This window comes from Catenuloplanes sp. NPDC051500, assembly GCF_044454585.1.
Lineage (GTDB): Bacteria > Actinomycetota > Actinomycetes > Mycobacteriales > Micromonosporaceae > Catenuloplanes.
In genome coordinates this window covers 695,058-713,326 of record NZ_JBITDX010000002.1, presented here as the reverse complement: position 1 = coordinate 713,326, position 18,269 = coordinate 695,058, and the positions used below count along the sequence as shown (strand labels likewise).

At 71.2% G+C, this 18,269-nt stretch carries 17 protein-coding genes, 1 tRNA gene and 1 riboswitch; of the genes, 8 read left to right on the top strand and 10 right to left on the bottom strand.

Annotated elements, in window-relative coordinates:
• Window positions 1-243: 243 nt before the first annotated feature.
• Both ACIA8K_RS06150 and ACIA8K_RS06145 read right to left on the bottom strand, forming a co-directional pair.
• Complete coding sequence (locus tag ACIA8K_RS06150; RefSeq protein ID WP_396055488.1) at window positions 244-951, bottom strand: hypothetical protein; 708 nt, start codon at window positions 949-951, stop codon at window positions 244-246.
• Entirely contained in the window at window positions 948-1,580 is a 633-nt protein-coding gene (locus ACIA8K_RS06145; protein WP_396055486.1) for a phosphotransferase, read from the bottom strand. The genes ACIA8K_RS06150 and ACIA8K_RS06145 overlap by 4 nt, the downstream gene beginning before the upstream one ends.
• A 148-nt stretch (window positions 1,581-1,728) precedes the next feature.
• On the opposite strand from ACIA8K_RS06145, the gene ACIA8K_RS06140 reads away from it, so the two are divergent.
• Entirely contained in the window at window positions 1,729-2,172 is a 444-nt protein-coding gene (locus ACIA8K_RS06140) for a nitroreductase family deazaflavin-dependent oxidoreductase (RefSeq protein WP_396055484.1), read from the top strand.
• An 8-nt stretch (window positions 2,173-2,180) separates the two neighbouring features.
• A riboswitch (S-adenosyl-L-homocysteine riboswitch) is annotated at window positions 2,181-2,262 on the top strand.
• Window positions 2,263-2,368: 106 nt separating this feature from the next.
• Window positions 2,369-3,775, top strand: coding sequence for an adenosylhomocysteinase (ahcY, locus tag ACIA8K_RS06135; protein ID WP_396055482.1), 1,407 nt, complete (start codon window positions 2,369-2,371; stop codon window positions 3,773-3,775).
• Between the two features lie 51 nt (window positions 3,776-3,826).
• On the opposite strand, the gene ACIA8K_RS06130 is transcribed toward ahcY, so the two are convergent.
• Complete coding sequence (locus ACIA8K_RS06130) at window positions 3,827-4,999, bottom strand: outer membrane lipoprotein carrier protein LolA (protein WP_396055480.1); 1,173 nt, start codon at window positions 4,997-4,999, stop codon at window positions 3,827-3,829.
• Between the two features lie 98 nt (window positions 5,000-5,097).
• Between ACIA8K_RS06130 and ACIA8K_RS06125 the strand changes: the two genes are divergently transcribed.
• Both ACIA8K_RS06125 and ACIA8K_RS06120 read left to right on the top strand, forming a co-directional pair.
• The gene (locus ACIA8K_RS06125) at window positions 5,098-5,757 is read left to right on the top strand and encodes a response regulator transcription factor (RefSeq protein WP_396055478.1); all 660 of its coding nucleotides are present in this window, start codon (window positions 5,098-5,100) and stop codon (window positions 5,755-5,757) included.
• The gene (locus tag ACIA8K_RS06120; protein ID WP_396055476.1) at window positions 5,757-7,115 is read left to right on the top strand and encodes a sensor histidine kinase; all 1,359 of its coding nucleotides are present in this window, start codon (window positions 5,757-5,759) and stop codon (window positions 7,113-7,115) included. Before ACIA8K_RS06125 ends, ACIA8K_RS06120 begins: the two co-directional genes overlap by 1 nt.
• Here the strand turns inward: ACIA8K_RS06120 and ACIA8K_RS06115 are convergent.
• Window positions 7,112-11,365, bottom strand: a complete 4,254-nt coding sequence (locus ACIA8K_RS06115; protein ID WP_396055474.1) for a tetratricopeptide repeat protein — start codon at window positions 11,363-11,365, stop codon at window positions 7,112-7,114. The two genes, ACIA8K_RS06120 and ACIA8K_RS06115, sit on opposite strands and share 4 nt — an antisense overlap.
• 104 nt (window positions 11,366-11,469) lie before the next feature.
• On the bottom strand, window positions 11,470-11,934 hold the full coding sequence (locus tag ACIA8K_RS06110; RefSeq protein WP_396055472.1) for a MarR family winged helix-turn-helix transcriptional regulator: 465 nt from the start codon (window positions 11,932-11,934) through the stop codon (window positions 11,470-11,472).
• Between the two features lie 82 nt (window positions 11,935-12,016).
• On the opposite strand from ACIA8K_RS06110, the gene ACIA8K_RS06105 reads away from it, so the two are divergent.
• On the top strand, window positions 12,017-12,535 hold the full coding sequence (locus tag ACIA8K_RS06105) for a VOC family protein (protein ID WP_396055470.1): 519 nt from the start codon (window positions 12,017-12,019) through the stop codon (window positions 12,533-12,535).
• A 33-nt stretch (window positions 12,536-12,568) separates the two neighbouring features.
• Here the strand turns inward: ACIA8K_RS06105 and ACIA8K_RS06100 are convergent, their stop codons facing one another.
• The 4 genes from ACIA8K_RS06100 to ACIA8K_RS06085 form a co-directional block, all read right to left on the bottom strand.
• Window positions 12,569-12,748: a DUF4236 domain-containing protein gene (locus tag ACIA8K_RS06100; RefSeq protein WP_396055468.1), complete on the bottom strand. Its 180-nt coding sequence runs from the start codon at window positions 12,746-12,748 to the stop codon at window positions 12,569-12,571.
• Window positions 12,749-12,831: 83 nt separating this feature from the next.
• Window positions 12,832-13,287, bottom strand: coding sequence for an RrF2 family transcriptional regulator (locus ACIA8K_RS06095; protein WP_396055466.1), 456 nt, complete (start codon window positions 13,285-13,287; stop codon window positions 12,832-12,834).
• A gap of 75 nt (window positions 13,288-13,362) precedes the next feature.
• Window positions 13,363-14,238 (bottom strand): helix-turn-helix transcriptional regulator, encoded by an 876-nt coding sequence (locus ACIA8K_RS06090; protein ID WP_396055464.1) that lies wholly within the window; start codon window positions 14,236-14,238, stop codon window positions 13,363-13,365.
• A 186-nt stretch (window positions 14,239-14,424) separates the two neighbouring features.
• Window positions 14,425-14,856 (bottom strand): SsgA family sporulation/cell division regulator, encoded by a 432-nt coding sequence (locus ACIA8K_RS06085; protein WP_033342524.1) that lies wholly within the window; start codon window positions 14,854-14,856, stop codon window positions 14,425-14,427.
• A gap of 315 nt (window positions 14,857-15,171) precedes the next feature.
• Between ACIA8K_RS06085 and ACIA8K_RS06080 the strand changes: the two genes are divergently transcribed.
• The 3 genes from ACIA8K_RS06080 to ACIA8K_RS06070 all read left to right on the top strand — a co-directional run bounded on the left by ACIA8K_RS06080 (window position 15,172) and on the right by ACIA8K_RS06070 (window position 16,774).
• The gene (locus ACIA8K_RS06080) at window positions 15,172-15,618 is read left to right on the top strand and encodes a TIGR02611 family protein (RefSeq protein ID WP_396055461.1); all 447 of its coding nucleotides are present in this window, start codon (window positions 15,172-15,174) and stop codon (window positions 15,616-15,618) included.
• A gap of 78 nt (window positions 15,619-15,696) precedes the next feature.
• Window positions 15,697-15,771, top strand: a tRNA-Val gene (locus ACIA8K_RS06075).
• Window positions 15,772-16,048: 277 nt separating this feature from the next.
• Window positions 16,049-16,774, top strand: a complete 726-nt coding sequence (locus ACIA8K_RS06070) for a response regulator (RefSeq protein WP_396055459.1) — start codon at window positions 16,049-16,051, stop codon at window positions 16,772-16,774.
• Window positions 16,775-16,837: 63 nt separating this feature from the next.
• Here ACIA8K_RS06070 and ACIA8K_RS06065 read toward each other — a convergent pair whose 3' ends face one another.
• Window positions 16,838-18,043 carry a monooxygenase gene (locus ACIA8K_RS06065; protein ID WP_396055457.1) on the bottom strand — a complete coding sequence of 402 codons (1,206 nt, stop codon included), beginning with the start codon at window positions 18,041-18,043 and terminating at the stop codon, window positions 16,838-16,840.
• Window positions 18,044-18,269: the final 226 nt, after the last annotated feature.

Genomic DNA, 18,269 nt, shown 5'->3' with positions numbered 1-18,269 from the left:
GTCAGGAGTCCTTCCGCGACCACAAGCCTCCCCCGAAACGGCAGGAAGCGGAGTCTCGCGGGCACCGATGCCACCCGAACCACGCCCTCAATTCTGCCCCGCGCCACCCGTGATCGTCGCCGACGGAAGATCGACTGACCGTGTATGCGTAATCAACGTTTTCTCACCCTGAAAACGTTGATTACGCATACACGGTCCGGGGCCGGAGTCAGAGGGCCGGGGCCGGAGTCAGAGGGCCGGGGTTCAGGGGGTGATTGTGACGACGGTGGAGAAGGGGGTGCCGGAGTGGAGGGCGGCGATGAGGGTGGGGATGGCGGGTGGGCTGCCTGAAGCGGCGAGCCAGTGGCTGACCAGGCAGGCGGCTTTGGGATAGGCGTTGGAAGCGGCGGCGGTGTCGAGGTTCCAGGGCTGGGTGGTGAGGGGGAGGGCCTCGGAGAGGGGAAGAAGGCAGCGGTTCGGAGCGGTGGCGGGGGCGAGGTAGCGGGGGTCGTCGGAGAGGACGACGGCGAGGCCCTCGTCGAACCACTGTGGAACCGAGCTGGAACCGAGGCGGGCGTGCAGTTCGACGTGGGCGAGTTCGTGGGTGGCGATGACCGGGGTGAGGCCGTCGGGGGAGAGCATCAGGCCGCGGTTCAGGATCGCGATGCCCTTGCTGCCCCCGCCGCCGAGTCGCTGGTAGCAGGCGTCGGTGACGCAGGCGAGCACGCGCGGGTCGGCGGCCCGGCCGCCGTAGAACGCACGGATGGCGGTGTCGGCGGCGGACAGTGCGGACGTCACGGTCTCGCGCTGGGCGTCGGTGGCGCCGCGTTCGACGTACACCTGCGGCCGGGTCTGGGAAAGGTTGTAGCAGCGTGGGCAGGCGAGCGCGGCGACGGACGGGAACGCGAGGACAAGCACCGCGGCCGCGATGATCGTCAGGGCGATCAGCAGCGCGATGAGCAGTCGTCTCATCCGGCGGCGGCGCGGATGAAGTCGGCGGCCCGGGGGAGGGCGGCGAGTTCGGCGGCGCTCTGATGCGGGTCGGCGGCGCGGTGGGCGAGCGCGTTGTCCAGGTGTGGGAGCAGGCTCGGCGAGGCGGCGATGAACGGGCGGGCGAACGCGGCGGCTCCCTCCGCGAACGGGCCGTCCACCGCGACCTGGCCGAGGATGACCGCGGTCATCGCCAGGTCCAGGCCGGGCGGGCCCTCGATCGCGTTGCACCAGTCGATCAGGACCGGTCCGTCCGGGCCGAGCAGCACGTTGTCCGGGTGGAGGTCCATGTGGAGGATCGCCTCGCCGGGGCCGCGCGGTGGCACCGCGTGCAGCAGTGCGTGCAGGTCGAGCACGATGCGGGCGGCCGTGTGCAGGTCGAGCCCGCCCGTGCTCAACGCGTGGAGCATGGTCGGCCCGCCGACGCGGCCGAGCGTCATCTCCGGCCCGTCGACCAGGTGCATCGGCGGGACCGGGAAGCCATGCGCGTGCAGGTGCCGGAGGAGCTCCGCCTCGGGTTCGGCGGAGCGTCCGTCACGGTATCGGCGCAGCACGCGGGCGTCGTCGAGGGCCCACACGTCAGCGGTGCGTCCGGTGCCAACAAGATTCACGACGATCATTCTAGGGCCTGTGTCGACGTGGAATGCGGGGGCTGCGGCGAGGCCCAGGCGCCGATACAGGCCGCCCTCGGGCCTTGACACATGGTGTTCACTGATCTCAAGAGAGAGCAGTGCTCTCAAAGCGAACCGGGGAGCGATCATGCGGTACGTCGAGGCCACGCGCGCACAACAGCCCTTCAACGACTTCGCGAAGTGGCTGACCGCGCGCGGCGTCAGCCTGCTCGGCAGCAGGGTGCTCGCGGTCCGTGGCCGTCGCAGCGGCGAGATGCGCACCACAGTGGTCAACCTGTTCACCCACGAGGGCGAGCGCTACCTGCTCGCCCCCCGCGGCCACACCCAGTGGGTCCGGAACCTGCGCGCCGCAGGCGAGGCCGAGCTGCGTCTCGGCCGGCGTGTCAAGTACGTCACCGCCGTCGAGGTCGCCGACTCGGACAAGGTCCCGCTGATCCGCCTCTACCTGCGGAAATGGGAGTGGGAGGTGGGCATGTTCTTCGACGGGCTGACCAAGAACTCGCCTGATGAGGACCTGCGCGCGGCCGCACCGGGCTTCCCGGTCTTCCGGCTGGCGGAGCGGCGGCGCTAAACTCGGACCAGGCCGAGGGGCGCTGCGACGGACCGACATATGGAGTCCGCCACGCTCGGCCGGTGAATCATCCAAGGGCGCCTCCGTACCGCGGAGGCGCCTTTTTTGTGCACCTCCCGCGGTATCGCCGCGTGGCCTGACGAGGCCGCGCACACCGCCCGCTCACGGTGAGCGGACGCGGGAGAGGAGACATGACGTGGACATTCAGGACTACAAGGTCGCGGACCTCACGCTTGCCGAGGCGGGCCGGCACCAGATCCGGCTTGCCGAGCACGAGATGCCGGGCCTGATGGCGCTGCGCCGCGAGTTCGCCGAGTCCCAGCCGCTGCGCGGGGCCCGGATCGCCGGCTCGCTGCACATGACAGTGCAGACCGCGGTGCTGATCGAGACGCTTGTCGCGCTCGGTGCCGAGGTCCGTTGGGCCTCCTGCAACATCTTCTCCACGCAGGACGAGGCGGCCGCGGCCGTGGTCGCGGCCGGCACGCCGGTCTTCGCCTGGAAGGGCGAGACGCTCGAGGAGTACTGGTGGTGCACGATGCGCCTCTTCGACTTCGCCGGCGGCCAGAGCCCGAACCTGATCGTCGATGACGGCGGCGACGTGACGCTGCTTGTGCACAAGGGCGTCGAGTACGAGCGGTCCGGCACGGTCCCGCAGGCCGCCGCGGGCGACCACGAGGAGATGCGGATCATCCTGGACACGCTGCGCGACAGCCTGGCCGAGGACCCGCAGCGGTTCACCCGGATCGCGGCCGGCCTGCGCGGCGTCAGCGAGGAGACGTCGACAGGCGTGGCCCGGCTCTACAAGATGGCGGCCGAGGAGGCGCTGCTCTTCCCGGCGATCAACGTCAACGACTCGGTCACCAAGAGCAAGTTCGACAACAAGTACGGCATCCGCCACTCGCTCGCTGACGGCCTCAACCGGGCCACCGACGTCATGCTCGGCGGCAAGCTCACCGTCGTCTGCGGGTACGGCGACGTCGGCAAGGGTGCCACGGCCGCGCTGCGCGGGCAGGGCGCCCGGGTGGTGGTCACCGAGATCGACCCGATCTGTGCGCTGCAGGCCGCGATGGACGGCTTCCAGGTCACCACGCTCGACGACGTGGTGGAGCAGGGCGACATCTTCATCACCACCACCGGCGGTACGGACATCATCCGTGCCGACCAGATGGCGCGGATGAAGCACAACGCGATCGTCGGCAACGTCGGGCACTTCGACACCGAGATCGACATGGCCGGGCTCGCGGCGTACCCAGGGATCGAGCGGATCGAGGTGAAGCCGCAGGTGCACGAGTGGCGCTTCCCGGACGGCCACTCGATCCTGGTGCTCTCCGAGGGCCGGCTGATGAACCTGGGCAACGCCACCGGGCACCCCAGCTTCGTCATGTCGAACTCGTTCGCGAACCAGGTCATCGCGCAGATCGAGCTGTGGACCGGGGAGTACAGCACCGCGGTCCACCGGCTGCCGAAGCACCTGGACGAGAAGGTGGCGCGCCTGCACCTGGACGCGCTCGGGGTCAGGCTGACGGAGCTGACCAAGGAGCAGGCGGAGTACCTCGGCGTGGACGTCGAGGGGCCGTACAAGCCTGAGCACTACAGGTACTGAGACGGCGATGGGGGCGCTCGTCACGAGCGCCCCCATCGACAACGCAACCGCTCAGCCCGCCGCGACCTCGTACAGCCGCTCCGGCGAGACCAGGCCCGCGTAGAGCTTGCCGTCGTCGGTCACCAGCACGCTGAACAGCGTGCCGGAGAGCAGCCGGCCCTTGCCCCAGACGCCGCTGACCTCCGGGAACGTCTCGGCCAGCGCGGCCAGGTCCGGCACGCCCTCGGGCGTGGTCTCCGGCTTGGCCGCCTCGCCCGGGACCGCCTTCTCGGCAGCGCCCAGGTCCGCGGTGACGACTGTGGTCCAGCCCTCGCCGACCGTCTTCGGACCGGCGGCCTCGGCCACCGTGTCCATCTCGGCCTGCTGCTCGGGCGTCATCGCCTTCTCGGCGTCGGGCCCGGCCAGGTCCTTGCCGGCGTCGCCACCCTCGGTGACCGTCCCGCCGGGCGGCGGGTTGAACGCGAACTGCTCCGCGGCCGGCCGGTTGAAGTCGACCTGGGTGAACGCGACCTTGAACGCGGACACGCCGTCCTTCTTCGCGATCACCTCGACGCGCAGCGGCACCTTCTTCTCCGCGTCGATCGCCAGCCGGACCTCGCCGACAAGCGATGCCTTGTCACGCGGGCGCAGGATCAGCTCGTAGGCGTCCCGCCCGGCGACGGTCGCGGTCCGGCCGACGACGACCTCGGTGGTCGGGTCGACTGCCGCGAGCGCCTGGTCGGCCGCCTCCTGCGGGGTGCTCGGCAGGTCGGACGGCAGCGCCTCAGGCGTGTGGTCGTCCTTGTCGGCCGGCATGGTCCAGTGCTGCGCGGTGTTGCCCGCGCTCTGCCAGATCCACACGTCGGTGCCGTTGCGGATCACATCGGTCTGGCCGAGCGTGCCGACAAGCGCGACCCGTGACTTGTCCGGATCCGAGTGCCAGACGCGAAGCGTGTTCGTCCCGGCGACGAGCGAGCCGAGGTTGCCGGCCTCGCCGCCGGCGTTCGCGGCAAGCTTCGCGATGCTGGGCAGGCCCAGGTCCGCGGTCTGCACGACCGTGCCGGACAGGCCGTCGATCTTGGCCGACTGCAGGTCGACCAGAAGCTCGGCCGCGCTGCGGGGCGGGAGTGCCGGATCGGCGCCCGCGGCGAGCGCGCCCACCGCGGCGCCCCCGCCGATGACGGCCACCGCAGCGGCGGTCGGAATGAGCCAGCGCCGGGCGGTCGGTGAATTCATCAGTGCCATGGTTGTCGCACCTCCTGGACACCACTATGGGACGGCGTGCCTGTGACGAAGCTGAGCGGCTGAGGCGACGCTGAGACTGACCATGGCACGCTACGGGAATGCGACTGCTTGTGGTCGAGGACGAGGCCCGGATGGCACGGGCGCTGCAGCGTGGCCTGCAGGCCGAGGGGTTCGCGGTCGACGTTGCCGCGGACGGGCCGAGCGGGCTGGACATGGCCCGGCACGGCGGATATGACGCGATGATCCTGGACGTGATGCTCCCCGGTCTCTCCGGCTACCGCGTGGTGCGGCAGTTACGCGCGGAGGAGGTGTGGCTGCCGGTGCTCATGCTCAGCGCCAAGGACGGCGAGTACGACCAGGCGGACGGCCTGGACTGCGGCGCCGACGACTACCTCACCAAGCCGTTCTCGTTCGTGGTACTGCTCGCCCGGCTCCGCGCCCTGCTTCGTCGCGGCGCGCCCCAACGGCCGGCCGTGCTCGCGGTCGGCGACCTCACGCTCGACCCGGCCCAGCGCCGGGTCATCCGAGGCGGCGAGGAGATCACGCTTACCGCGCGCGAGTTCGCGCTTCTCGAATACCTGATGCGCCGCGAGGGCACTGTCGTCTCCAAGACCGAGCTGCTCGACCACGTGTGGGACGCGGCGATGGACACCGCGCCGAACGTGGTCGAGGTCTACGTCGGCTACCTCCGCCGCAAGATCGGGCGGGATGTGCTGGAGACAGTGCGTGGCGCCGGCTACCGCCTGTCGGCGGCCTGATGACGAACCGGCGGAAGGAACGCTCACTCCGTACCCGCATCGTGCTGTTGGGGGTCTTCGGGCTTGCCGTGGGGCTCGCGCTCGGTGGCATCACGCTGATCACCACGCTGAACTTCGCCATCAACCGCACCGCGAACGCGGAGGCCGAGAAGACCGCGCAGGCGATCGTGCGGCTGATCGAGGAGGAGGAGCTGCCCGACCTGGTCCCGGTCGCGGGCACTGAGGTCCGGGTTCAGGTCGTGGACGCGCGGCTGCGGGTGCTCAAGTCGTCGATCGACGCGGACCGGCTCACCCCGATGCTTCACGCGGACGAGTTCCCGCGCGTGCTCGCGGGCGAGCGGCTCCTCATCGACGGCGTGCGGATCGGCGTCGACGGGCCCGTGCTGATCGTGTCCGCGAGCACCGGCGCCGGCGACGACCAGCAGGTAGTGCTGGTCGCGAAGTCAATGGGCGACCTGTTCCAGAGCGCCCGCTACGTCCGCGTCGCGCTGCTCGTCGCGTTTCCGCTGCTCGTGCTGGGGCTCGCGCTGGTCGGCTGGCGGGTCGTCGGCGTCACGCTACGCCCGGTCGAGGAACTGCGCCGCGGTGCCGAGGAGATCACCGGCGGCGGGCGGGCCGGACGCCTGCCGGTGCCCGCCTCCCGCGACGAGATCCACCGGCTCGCGCTCACGCTCAACGACATGCTGCACCGGCTGGACACCGCCAGGGCCCGGCAGCGCGCGTTCGTCGCGGACGCCGCACACGAGCTGCGCAGCCCGCTGGCAAGCATGCGGGTACAGCTGGAGGTCGCACAGCGGCTGCCGGACGACACGGACTGGCAGGCGTTCATCGACGACCTCATGATCGACGCGGACCGGCTCGGCCGGCTCGTCGACGACCTGCTGCTGCTGGCCCGCGCGGACGACTCGGCGGAGGCGGCCCGGCGTACCGCCCCGGTCGAGCTGGGCGAGCTGCTCACGGACCTGACCGGCCGCTATCCCACGGTGGAGTTCACCGTGCCGTCGTCGCAGTTCTGGGTGGACGGCGACGCGGACGCGCTCCGCCGTGCGGTCTCCAACCTGCTCGACAACGCGGGCCGGCACGCCCGGTCCACTGTCGCGCTTGCCGTCACCACCGAGGGCACCCGCCACCTGATCACCGTCACTGACGACGGCCCCGGCATCCCCGCCGCCGACCGCGAACGCGTCTTCGACCGCTTCACCCGCCTCGACGACGCCCGCGCAAGCAACGACGGCGGCTCCGGCCTCGGCCTCGCCATCGTCCGCGAGGTCGTGCGCCTGCACCACGGCGCGGTCACGCTCACCGACGCGCCCCGCTCCGGCCTGCGCGCGGAGATCCGCCTGCCCGCCCTCGACTAACGGTTCGTGCAGGCCTCCGCGGACTTCTCCACAGCGGTCGTGGAGTAGACGACAGCGACAGTGAAGCAGTAGTCGGCGTCCGGATTGCTCAGGTTCATCGAGAAGCGCTCGGTGCCGGCCGCCAACTCCGTGATCAACTGTGGGGTCTGGCCCTTCCGGCCGCCGTTGAGCACCACCGGACCCTCCGCATTCTCGGGGTACGCCCAGGTCAGCGTCACCTGCGTGCGCGAGTCCTCGATCGTGAGGCCGGTCGGCGGGCCACCACCGGCGCGCGCCGGAGCCTCCGCCGGCGGGGGCGTGGCAGCCGGCGTGGTCGCGGCCGGCGTCTCCGGGGGCGGCGTCTGCTCCGTGTCCCGCTCGGTAAGCAGGAACCCGCCGATCACCACGACCGTGCCGAGCCCCACCACGATCAACGCGGCGAGGATCTTGCCGATCGGCCGCTCCGGGTACCGCTCCGGAGCCACGCCGACCGGCCGCCGGGTCGGCACAAGCATTCCCGGATGCTGCTGGACCGGCGCCGGGCCGGCAGTCAACGAACGATCCCCCTGGGTCCGCCGGTGCGCCTTGATCTGCGGCTGCCCCGGCTGCCCGTAGCCCGGCGCCAGCGGCGAGTAACGGCCGCCCGGCGGAGGCGTCCGGACCCCGCGCGCCTGCGTGCGCCACGGCTGCTCCTGCTGCGACTGCCGCCGCTCATACCCCCGACGCTCCGGCCCGCCGTCCCCGCGATAGTCCGGCGCGGCGTCTCCGCGATAGTCCGGCGCGGCGTCCCCGCGATGGTCCGGCGCGGCGTCTCCGCGATGCTCAGGTCCGCCGTCCGGGTGCCGTGGGTCGGCCGGAACCGGATGCCGGGGCTGCGCGACAGCGGGTGTGCCGGCGGCCGGTGGCTCCGGAGGCCCACCGGCGGATGATCCGCCCAGCTCGTCGAAGACGGCCGGGGGAAGCGGCGCGGCCACACCCTCGTCCGCCCACCACTGATCCTCCGCGGCCCGGCTCCCGTGCTCGTCATAGGACGACATCGGGGAGGGCGGCGTCGCGTACCGGCCCGCACGCCCCTGCGGCGGCGCCGGCACGGGCGGCTCCTGCGCGACCGGACCTGGCGCGGACGACCACGCGCCGGACGCCTCGGGCGGCTGCCACGCCGGCGGCTCGTCCAGCGGCCAGTCCCCGAACGCGGAATCCACGTCCGCACCGCGCGGCCCGGCATCCACCGGGTTGGCCGACCCGCCGGACGCCCAGGGCGTCGACCTCGGAATGCCGGAGGCCGGCCAGCGCGGCGCCGGGGCCTGCGGTCGCGTCGCCTCAGGAGGTGTCTCGGCAGGCGGGGTCTGCGCGGACGAGGCCTGCGCGGGCTGGTTCTGCGCGGGCGGCGTCCACGGGGTCGCGCCGCTGTCGCCGGGCTGCGGGCCGGACTCGCCGGCCGCGTGCGAGCCACGTGGCCACGGCTCGGACGGCCCGCGCGCGGGCGGCGGCTGCCACGGCGTCGACGGGCCGGCGGCAGTCGGCCCGTCGACGGCCTGCTGCCACGGCTCCGGCGGGACCGAGGACTCCCAGGCCGGCGACTCCCAGGCAGGCGGGGCAGAGGACTCCCGGGCCGGCGCTGCCGAGGACCCCCACGACGGCCCGGCCGGAGGCTGCCACGGCTCCGGGGCCGGCAACGGCTCGCCCTCCGGCCCCCAGGCACCCTGCTCGGCGGAACGGTTGCGCAGCTCATGACCCGCGTAGAAGCTCACCGCACGCCAGGGTTCGACGTTCTCCCCGGGCTGCAGCGGCGGATGCCACGGCCCGACCACGGGCTCGCCCTCGACCCACCGGAGCGAATCATCCCCGGCGTCCTGGATCGGCGGCCGCCACGACTCGGGATCCCGGTCCACAAGCGGCGCCCGCGAATCCAGATCAAAATCCTGCCACGGTACGCCCCGGAGCTCCGACTCCCCGGCCTGTGCCTTCTGCTCGGCCACGCGCGGCCCGGCGACCAAACCTCCGTCGCCGTCCACGGCCGGTTCGCTCTCGTGCGGCGTCTCCCCGGCGGCCTCGTCCTTCGTGAGGACGGTGTCGTCGCGGGGCGTCCCCTCCGGGCCGGACTCGGACCGGAGATCGGCGCCCGGCAGCGGTGCGTCCGTTGCGTGGACGCCCGGAAGGTGCCCGCCGTCCACGGCCGGCGCGCCTTCCGCCTCCCGGACTGCCGGGAGCTCGGTGTCTGTGGGCTGGGCTTCCCGTTCGTGGACAGCCTCGGCGTCTGCCGGCGAGGCCTCCGGTTGGTGGATGACCGGGAGGCCGGCGTCTGCGGGTGCTGCTTCCGGTTCGTGGACGGCCTCGGCCTCGGCGTCCGCGGGTGTGGCTTCCGGTTCGTGGACGGCCGGGGGAGTGAGGTCTGTGGTTGCGGCCTTCGCTTCCTGGAGGAGAGGGAGAGCGGCTTCCGCAGTCGGCGTGGTCTCGGCTTCACGGGTGTTCGAGATGCTCGCGGCCGTCGAGGCACGCCACGCCTCCCAGTCGAGGTCCGCGGGCTCGCTGAGGTCGTCGACCGGCGCGGCGGCTGGCGGCGACGCGTCTTCCGGACCGTGCTCCTCCGGCACCTCGGCCGGCGCGGGCGGGCGTCGCGGTTCCCAGTCGAGGTCCGAGGCCGCCCGGCGATCGTCCACATCGGGCGGCACGTCGCCGAACGTGTCCAGGCTGTCATCGTCGGCCGCGACCACGGAGTTCGCATCGTTCCACGGCTCGTGCAGCGCTTCCCCGGCCGCGCCTGTCCCCGGTCCGTGCAGGTCTTCCCGGGTCGGCTCCGTCCCCGGTTCGTGCGGCGCTTCCTGGGTCGCATCGGTCCACGGCTGGTGCGGGGCTTCGCCGCCCGCGTCTGTCCACGGCTCGTGCAGCGCTTCCCGGTCCGTGCCCGTCCACGGTGCCTGCGGCGTTTCCGGGGTCGGGTCTGTCCACAGTTCCGGGGTCGTGGCCGTCGCGGGCACCGGCTCGGAGGCCCACGGGCTCACCTTCGGCGGCCGCTGCGGCGCGGTTCCCCACGGGGTGCCCGTGCCGGTCGGCACGCGGGTTTCGCCCGTGCTGCCGGGCTCGTTCGTCCCACGCCCGGTGGTCGGACCGGCTGTTTCGGCGGGCCGGATCGGGTGCGGCTCGGCGTCACGTCGGCCGGCCGGGTCCGCGGTGCGTGCGTCTGCGTCAGTGGTGCTGCTGGCGTCGGTGGTGCGGCTGGCGTCCGTGTCGAGGTTCGGGACGGTGGCGGCCGCGTGCCCGGCGGGTTCCGGGTCGGCGGCGGCGTCTGGGTCGGCGGCGTCTGGGTCCGCGTCCGCGGTGTGGCTCGCGTCTGCGGTGTGGCTCGCGTCTGCGGTGTGGCTCGCGTCTGCGGTGTGGCTCGCGTCTGCGGTGAGGCTCGCGTCTGCGGTGTGGCCCGAGGGCGGGGTGCCGGTGGCGTCGGGCGCGCTCGGGGTGAGGTCGGGGTCCGGGGGCACGGCCGGGGGTTCGGGGCTCTCGGGCGTACCGGCGAGATCTGGGGTTGAGGGGTTGAGGGCCGGGTCGGCGGAGAAGTCGTCGTCGGCGGGGGAGTCGTTGCGGCAGACGTGGTCGGGGTTGGCGCCGGCGTGGGCCAGGGCCGCGATCTGGGCGGCCATCGGGTGGTCGGCCGGGAGGTAGTCGCGGCAGAGGTTGCGGGCGCCGCTGAAGCGCCTGTGAGCTTCGCCGAAGTTGCCGCAGTCGCGTTCCATGGTGCCGAGCCGGGCGAGCATCTTGATGCCGGCCGGGTGGCCCTCGCCGTAGGTCTCCCGGTGGCGGCGGTAGGCGTCCGCGAGGAGGTGCCGGGCGGTGTCGCACTCGCCGCGCGCGTGTTCGACAGTGGCGAGGTCGGCCTGGGCGGCCAGTACGCGCATGCTGCCGGGGCCGTCGACGAGCGTCAGGCGGGCGACCACGTCGCGGTAGAGCTGGGCGGCGGAGGCGTTCGCGCCGACCCGGTGCAGCACGGCGGCGAGTGTGGCGGCCGCGACAACTGTGCGCTCGTCCGCGGGGCCGTGCAGCCGCTGCTGGGCGGCGTGCGCGAACGTGGCCCAGGCCCGGGCGGAGTGCGGTTCACCGAGCGCGACCAGGATGCGGGCGAGCAGGCCGGCCGCGTCGGCCAGGTCGGCCGAGGCGCGGAGCGGATCGACGTCGACGGCGGCGAGCGCGTCGCTGAGCAGCATCTGGGCCGACCCGAGGTCGCCCGCGCCGATCAGGTCCTTCGCGTGCGCCGTCAGTTCCGCCAATCCGTGTGACACGTGCCCCATAGTGCTCGTTCCAGAACGATGTGTTCAAGTGGGCGCTCTCGCCGGGTGTGTCCCCGGGGCGCCTTACTGGGCGATTCCGGACTGTCGCGATCCCGTCAGCGCAGCTCGTGGTCGGGGTCGAGGTGGTCGAGCAGCCGGGAGCTGATCTGGCTGAGTTGGGCGAGCTGGTCCGGGGTGAGCTGGTCGAAGAGGTGGGCGCGGACGCCGTCCACGTGGCGGGGTGCGGCGGCCGCGAGCACCTCGTAGCCCTGCTCGGTAAGGACCGCGAGCTGGCCGCGCCGATCGGTGGGGCAGTCCTCGCGCCGGACCCAGCCCTGTTCGGTGAGTCTGGTCACCGCGTGCGAGAGCCGGCTGCGGGACGACGCGAGCGAGTCCGCGAGATCGCTCATCCGCATGCTTCGCTCCGGTGCTTCGGACAGCCTGACCAGGATCTCGTAGTACGCGTGCGGCATCCCTGAGTCGCGCTGCAGCTCCTTGTCGAGCGTGTCCAGCAGGGCCCGGGAGGCGAAGAGGAATGCCCGCCAGGTGCGTTGCTCGTCGGGATTCAGCCAGCGCGTCATGGCCGTATAGTAATCAACTAGTTGAACTCTCAACTATCCCCGGCTACCGTTGGCGTGGGATCGACACGACGAGGGGATCACGATGGGCGTCTTCCGGCTCAACCACGCAGTGCTCTACATCAGCAATCTCGACCGCAGCGTCGCGTTCTACCGGGACGTGCTCGGGTTCCGGCAGGTGCCGATGACGCCGAACGGGTTCCGGGCCGCGTTCATGCAGGCGCCGGACTCGACGAACGACCACGACCTCGGGCTCTTCGAGATAGGCGAGGCGGCCGGCCCGTCGATGGCCGGGCGGGCCACGGTCGGGCTCTACCACCTGGCGTGGGAGGTCGACACGCTTGACACGCTCGAGCAGGTGATGGCCGCGCTGGCGAATGCGGGCGCGCTTGTCGGCACGTCCGACCACGGCAGCACCAAGAGCCTCTACGGCCGGGACCCGGACGGGCTCGAGTTCGAGGTGGTCTGGCTCATTCCGGCGGACCTGCTCGACGACGCCGCGCTCTCCGCGCGGAAGTCGATCGGGCGGCTGGACATCGCCCGGGAAAAGCAGCGGTACGGCGGTCAGACGCGCGGTGGAGTGGGAATCTCCGTGCCCGCCTGACGATCGCCGTACCGCTCTGCGCTGCTTCTGATACTAGGACCGGGACTTGTCCTGCTTCCAGGAGAACGGTCCGGGGAGGTCGACGCGGTGCGCGCGTGCCTTCGAGTTCCAGGACCAACGGCCGATCTTGATGCTCCACGACGAGAAACCGTTCTCGGTGAAGTTGAAGATCAGCGGTCCGAACTTCCTGCGCTTACGGAACATCAGGCCCATGGCGTGTGCTCCCTTCATCTGCATAGCTGCCGGGGTTGTGGACCATGTGCCCGAAACCCCGGCGGCGCAAACGTTCGGGTGAATTAGCGCGGTTCCCACGCGTCTGGCCGCGTCGTCAGCTTCTTGACGTGGTTGGGCAGTCTGCCGCTGACCACGTCCGCAAGGCTTGTCTCGTCCACCACTTCACGCACGGCGCTGCGGACCGCGACCCAGAGCTTGGGCAGGTTCTCCGCGGCGCCGTCGTAGCGGGTCTCCTCCGGGCGCATGCCGCGCACGCCCGCGAGGGGGCCGTCGACCGCGCGCAGGATCGAGCCGATCATGATCTCGCGCGGACTTTGGGCGAGCGTGTAGCCACCCTCGGCGCCGCGCTGGGCCCGGACGATGCCGGCCCGGCGGAGATCGGCGAGCACGGCCTCCAGGAACTTCCGCGGCATGTCCTGCTCCGCGGCGATGGCCTGGGCGGACATCAGCGAGGGGTAGACCGAGGCCAGGCTGAGGGCGGCTCGGACGGCGTACTCGCCACGCGCGGAGATCTGCACCCCCACATTGTGACCCCGAACGTGGTCGTCAGGTGCGCCGCCCTACTTTGTCCGAAAATCTGGTGGCTCGATGGCCTAGATCCGGTGGAACGCGGTGGTGCGCAGGCGATGCGGGCCCGGCTCGGCCGTCTCCAGCGGCTGCCCGGTGAGCGCGACGCGGAATGCCCCCGGGGAACTGCCGGTCTCGCGGTGGAAGAAGCGGCCGAAATTCGTCGGCTCCGGGAAGCCCAGGGCGCGGCCGATATCCGCGATCGGCGTGTCCGTGCAGGCCAGCAGCCGCCGGGCCTGCAACGCCACCCGGTCGTCGATCACCTGCTTCGCGCTTCGCCCGGTGGCGGAAAGGCAGGCCCTGGTGAGGGTACGGACCGAGCAGCCGACCAGCCGGGCGTATTCCTCGACGCGGCGGGTAAGCGCGTACCGGTCTTCCACCGCGGCAGTGAACTCGTGGAACGTGGTCGGCGCCGGCGTCTGGGTGGCCGTATCGCCTGCCAGCAAAGCGATCCGCAGCATCAGCACGGTGAGCTGGTGGCGCAGCAGGTCGTCGGCGAGCGGTGTGCCGGCGTGCCGTTCCCGGTCCACGATCAGCTGGCTGACCTCGCTGATCACCGCGTCCTCGTCCTCGCCGGCGAGCTGCCAGGCGGACCTGCCGCGGGGCTGCCAGTGGTCGCCGGGCAGATCCTCCGGGCGCCAGGTGACGAGCGCCGCGTCCAGACCGGCGCGACGGTTGAGCCGGATCGCCTGACCCGGGCCGGCCCAGAGCAGCGTGCCGGGGCGGCAGTCGTGGCGGACGAAGTCGATCTCCTGAGTGCCTTGTCCGACTGTGACCAGTAAGAGCAGGTTCCGATCCAGGAGATGCGGTCCGTCTTCGGTGAAGTCGCTGAGCGTAGTGGCGCCGATCCCGGTGGCGCGAACGGGCGTGCCACCCGGCGGTGTCTGACCGATACCGACCATCCGACTGACGGTAACCGCCGCAGGCCAGGGCCGCATCCCCACCGCCGGTACTATTCCGTTTATTGCATATTTATGGCGATTTCGCGGTTTTTGGGGGTATAAGACTGACCCGCACGGCCCCTATCTGGGCCGCGCGGGTCATATCAGTTCTTTTGTCCCTTTTAAAACCATGAAAAGCGCGCTTTCCTACCGTCCTGCCAGCAGCCGGTTCACGGCGGCATCGACATCCAGATGCTCACCCTCCCGGCCCCGCGGCACCACCACGTACGTCCGGCGAAGGAACCGGACGAGCACGCTGCGTGGTACCTCGAAGAGGGCGTTTCCGTCCGGCGACGACAGGGCGAGGGCGACGAAGTCCCCCTTCGGAGTGGCCCACGGCCACACCCGGACATCGCCGATCCCGGCCGGCTCGTCGAGCCCGGTGACCAGTAGCTCCCGCGCAAATGACCAGCTCACGGCCTCTCCGCCGGCCGTCTCGGCGTGGAAGAGGACGTGCACCGCGTACGGATCTGACGGGTCATAGCGAAGGCTGGCGCGCACCGGCAACGCGGTAGCATCCGGTGCGACAAGCCGCAGCGACGTCTCGACCTCGACGGTCGTCGGTCGGATGACACTCATTGACGTTCTCCCCCCGGCACCGCTGCGGGGTACTCACCCCGCGTATCCCATACTCAGCGGATACATCCGATTACGCTCCGTCATACGCTGATCTCACCCAGTAGTAGGAAGTCGGGCCGAACTGGTCTTCCAAAAGAAAGAACTGAAGTAAGATCCCGGCGTCTTGCCTGCTCCTCGGTCCGTCGTTTCCGGCGGCACCAACGTCGACTCACTCCGGTAACGTCGAGTTGTCCTGATCAGTGACGGCCCTAGGGCTACTGGGGGTAGGTAATGGCGGCAAATCCCTCCACGGCGTCCGATACAACGGGCACAACAGTGGGTGATCATGAGGCCGACGAGGTCCTCGAAGAAGCGACCAAGCCGGTGCCCCGCTGGCGGCGCGGCATGCACGACCGGCTCGCCCGGATCCGTGCCAACCCCACCGGCGCGATCGCACTCAAGATCGGCATCGGCATCCTCGGCGCGCTCGTGGTCGCCGTCGGCATCGTCGCCATACCGCTGCCCGGACCCGGCTGGGGCATCGTCATCGTCGGCCTCGCCATCTGGGCCATCGAGTTCGCCTGGGCCCGGCACCTGCTTCACTTCACCCGCCGGCACGTCCAGGCCTGGACCCGCTGGATCATGCGCCAGCCGTGGCCACTCCGGTCCCTGCTCGGCCTGCTCTGCTTTGTCTTCGTCAGCGCGATCGTCTGGCTCTCGCTCAAGCTCACCATGGGCATCGACCTGATCCAGGTCGGCCTGGATCTGCTGGACCGCTTCTAACCCCCGCTGTCCGTCCGGGCGCGCCGGAACCCCGATGTGCGCCCGGGCTCCGGCATCCGGTATTGTTCCTTCTCGCAAGGGCGATTAGCTCAGTGGAAGAGCGCTCCGTTCACACCGGAGAGGTCACTGGTTCGAACCCAGTATCGCCCACCAGATACAGAGGCCGTGTGTTCGCGAAAGGTGCGAACCGCGGCCTTCGTCATGTCTGCGTGCTGTCTGCCCAGGGGCCGAGCCCTCGCAAACCTGGTGGGCCGGGCCTGCACTTCCCTGCGACAGCCCGGCGGCTCGTTCTAACTGTCGTTTCAGGTTCGCTCGGTAGAAGTGGCATCGCCGGGCGATGCGGGTCTCGGGATGGCCGAACGCACAGCCGGCGCCGGCCCCGCAGCGGACGGCTGTCGGACCGCCCCGCGACCGGGAAAGGCAGCGCTTCATGATCTCCGTGCTCGTGGTGGACGCCCAGCCCCTGCAGCGTTTCGGGTTTCGCATGCTGCTGGAGAGCACCCCCGACACCGAGATCGTCGGCGAGGCGGAGAACGGTGCCGAGGCGGTTCGGCGGATCACCGAGCTGCGTCCCGACGTGGTGCTGATGGACATCCGCCTGCCGGGCGTCGACGGGATCGAGGCCACCCGTCGCGTCGTCGCAGCCGGTGGGCGTTCGCGGATCCTGATGCTGACGACGTTCGACGGTGAGCGGTACGCGTTCGCCGCGCTGCGGGCCGGGGCGAGCGGTTTCCTGCTCAAGGACATCCGCCCGGAGGAGTTGCTCGCCGGCATCCGAGCCGTCGCCGCCGGGGACGCGGTGATCGCGCCGGCGCTGACCCGGCGGCTGCTCGATGCGGTCGCCGACCGGCTCGACGATGACCTCTGCGAGCCGGTGCGGGAGGATCCCCGGCTGGACTTCCTGACCGGCCGCGAGCGCGAGGTCTTCGCCGCCATCGGCCACGGCCTCACCAACGGCGAGATCGCTAAGCGGTTCACGCTGTCCGAGTCGACAGTGAAGACCCACGTCGGGCGGGTCCTCGCCAAGATCGGCGCGCGGGACCGGATCCAGGCCGTCATCCTCGCCTACGACCTGGGACTCACCCGGCCGGTGCAGCACACCTCGCGCGACTGTGGTTCCCGGCCGCGTCGCTCCGGCCTGATCCGCTCGGCCTGATCGGCTGCCACGACGCGCCACGAACGTGTGTGAGCGGTGAGCTCACACACGTTCGGCGCGTCGTCAGGGCGTGCGGGGGGAGACCGTCAGGAAGCCCGAGCACATCTCGTCGCTGGTGCCGTCGCCCCAGACCACGTAGCGCGGCGGCAGCTTTTGCAGCTGCGGCAGCTGTTTGCGCAGCCCCGCGTCGTGCGTGCACGTCACCCGCAGCGTGTCGCCCGGACCGATCTCGGCCGGTGCCGGCAGCGGTGTCAGCCGCTGGTTGTCGAAGTCGAACTGCGGCACGTCAAGCAGGACCTTGGCCTTCGGCGTGCCCGGGTTGAGTTCGACCTTGATGGATCGCCCGAGCATGTGCATGTGGCCGAAACCGGCGAACACCGTCACCGGCTCCTCCACCGCGTGGTCGCAGGTCTGGGTGTTGCCGGGCTTCGGCGCGCCCTGGCTGCACTCCTCCACCTGCTCGTTCGCCATTCCGCCGACGTCGTCCCCGAACCGCCTCGTCACGTCCGCGATCGAGGCCGCCCGGTCACAGAGCGGACCCGACTCGTCGGGGAGGCAGGGCAGCTCGGTCGGCCCGCTGATCGGCCACGTGTCGAGTTCACGGGTCTGCGGCGTGCCGTCCTTCACCCGCAGCCGCAGCGCCGAGCGGTCCGCCCCGGCCGGCTTGCCGTCCGTCGCGAGCAGGTTGTAGTGGATCTGAAGGACGATCAGGCCGCCCGGCTCCAGCCGGTAGCCGACGTCCTGGCTGAGCAGCGCCTCCGTGGCGCCCGGCGCCCAGGTGTCCACCCACGTGGCGTCCCCCTCCTCCACCTCGGCGCCGGGCACACCGGTGCCGCCGAAGCACTGCCAGCCGAAACCGGGGGTCTTGGCGTCCTGCTCGCGTACCGCGGCGGCGCCGGCCGGCGGCACCGAGTACACGATGGCGTGGTGCGCTATGGCGACGTTCTCCGGCGTGAACTGGGTGCCGGTCAGGAATGCCGCCTTGGTCAGGCCCGGGTCGATCACCTGGCACCGGTACTCGTCCGAGCCTCCCCCCTCCGGCGGGGCGGGCGTGTAGGCCTCGGCCATCCTCAGGTCGAGGAAGCGCTCGCCGGCGCGCAGCGGCTGCGGTGGAGCCGACGACACGCCCGTGTGCGCGCTGTGCGGGCCGGGCGCGGCGGGCGGCGCACCGGTGTCGGCGTTCGACCCGCAGGCAGCGACGACAGTGAACGCTGCCAGCGCCATGGCGCCCGCCCCAATCCTCCGGAGTGGGCTATCAGGTTTCGTCATGACCCGAAGGCTAGGACCGATTTCGCCGTGTTTTGTCGTACCGCGGTCGTCATCCGCGGGAGGGGAGCGGTACCGCGGTACTACGTCGGCGGCCGCCCGAGCGCCGCATTAACAGTCGTCTCAGATTCGCTCACTACAAAGTCCCCGTCAGGGAAGCGATGCAGCCCGCGTACAGGAGGACATTGATGATAGTCAAGCCAGCACCGACCGGTCGATTGGCAGGCCG

What these genes read in the sequence shown, in the direction of transcription:
- ACIA8K_RS06125 (WP_396055478.1), top strand. Translation starts at nt 5,098, where the DNA reads ATGCGACTGCTTGTGGTCGAGGACGAGGCCCGGATGGCACGGGCGCTG.
- ACIA8K_RS06065 (WP_396055457.1), bottom strand. Translation starts at nt 18,043, where the DNA reads ATGACGAAACCTGATAGCCCACTCCGGAGGATTGGGGCGGGCGCCATG.
- ACIA8K_RS06140 (WP_396055484.1), top strand. Translation starts at nt 1,729, where the DNA reads ATGCGGTACGTCGAGGCCACGCGCGCACAACAGCCCTTCAACGACTTC.
- ACIA8K_RS06150 (WP_396055488.1), bottom strand. Translation starts at nt 951, where the DNA reads ATGAGACGACTGCTCATCGCGCTGCTGATCGCCCTGACGATCATCGCG.
- ACIA8K_RS06090 (WP_396055464.1), bottom strand. Translation starts at nt 14,238, where the DNA reads ATGGTCGGTATCGGTCAGACACCGCCGGGTGGCACGCCCGTTCGCGCC.
- ACIA8K_RS06100 (WP_396055468.1), bottom strand. Translation starts at nt 12,748, where the DNA reads ATGGGCCTGATGTTCCGTAAGCGCAGGAAGTTCGGACCGCTGATCTTC.
- ACIA8K_RS06085 (WP_033342524.1), bottom strand. Translation starts at nt 14,856, where the DNA reads ATGAGTGTCATCCGACCGACGACCGTCGAGGTCGAGACGTCGCTGCGG.
- ACIA8K_RS06105 (WP_396055470.1), top strand. Translation starts at nt 12,017, where the DNA reads ATGGGCGTCTTCCGGCTCAACCACGCAGTGCTCTACATCAGCAATCTC.
- ACIA8K_RS06130 (WP_396055480.1), bottom strand. Translation starts at nt 4,999, where the DNA reads ATGGCACTGATGAATTCACCGACCGCCCGGCGCTGGCTCATTCCGACC.
- ACIA8K_RS06070 (WP_396055459.1), top strand. Translation starts at nt 16,049, where the DNA reads ATGATCTCCGTGCTCGTGGTGGACGCCCAGCCCCTGCAGCGTTTCGGG.
- ACIA8K_RS06120 (WP_396055476.1), top strand. Translation starts at nt 5,757, where the DNA reads ATGACGAACCGGCGGAAGGAACGCTCACTCCGTACCCGCATCGTGCTG.
- ACIA8K_RS06110 (WP_396055472.1), bottom strand. Translation starts at nt 11,934, where the DNA reads ATGACGCGCTGGCTGAATCCCGACGAGCAACGCACCTGGCGGGCATTC.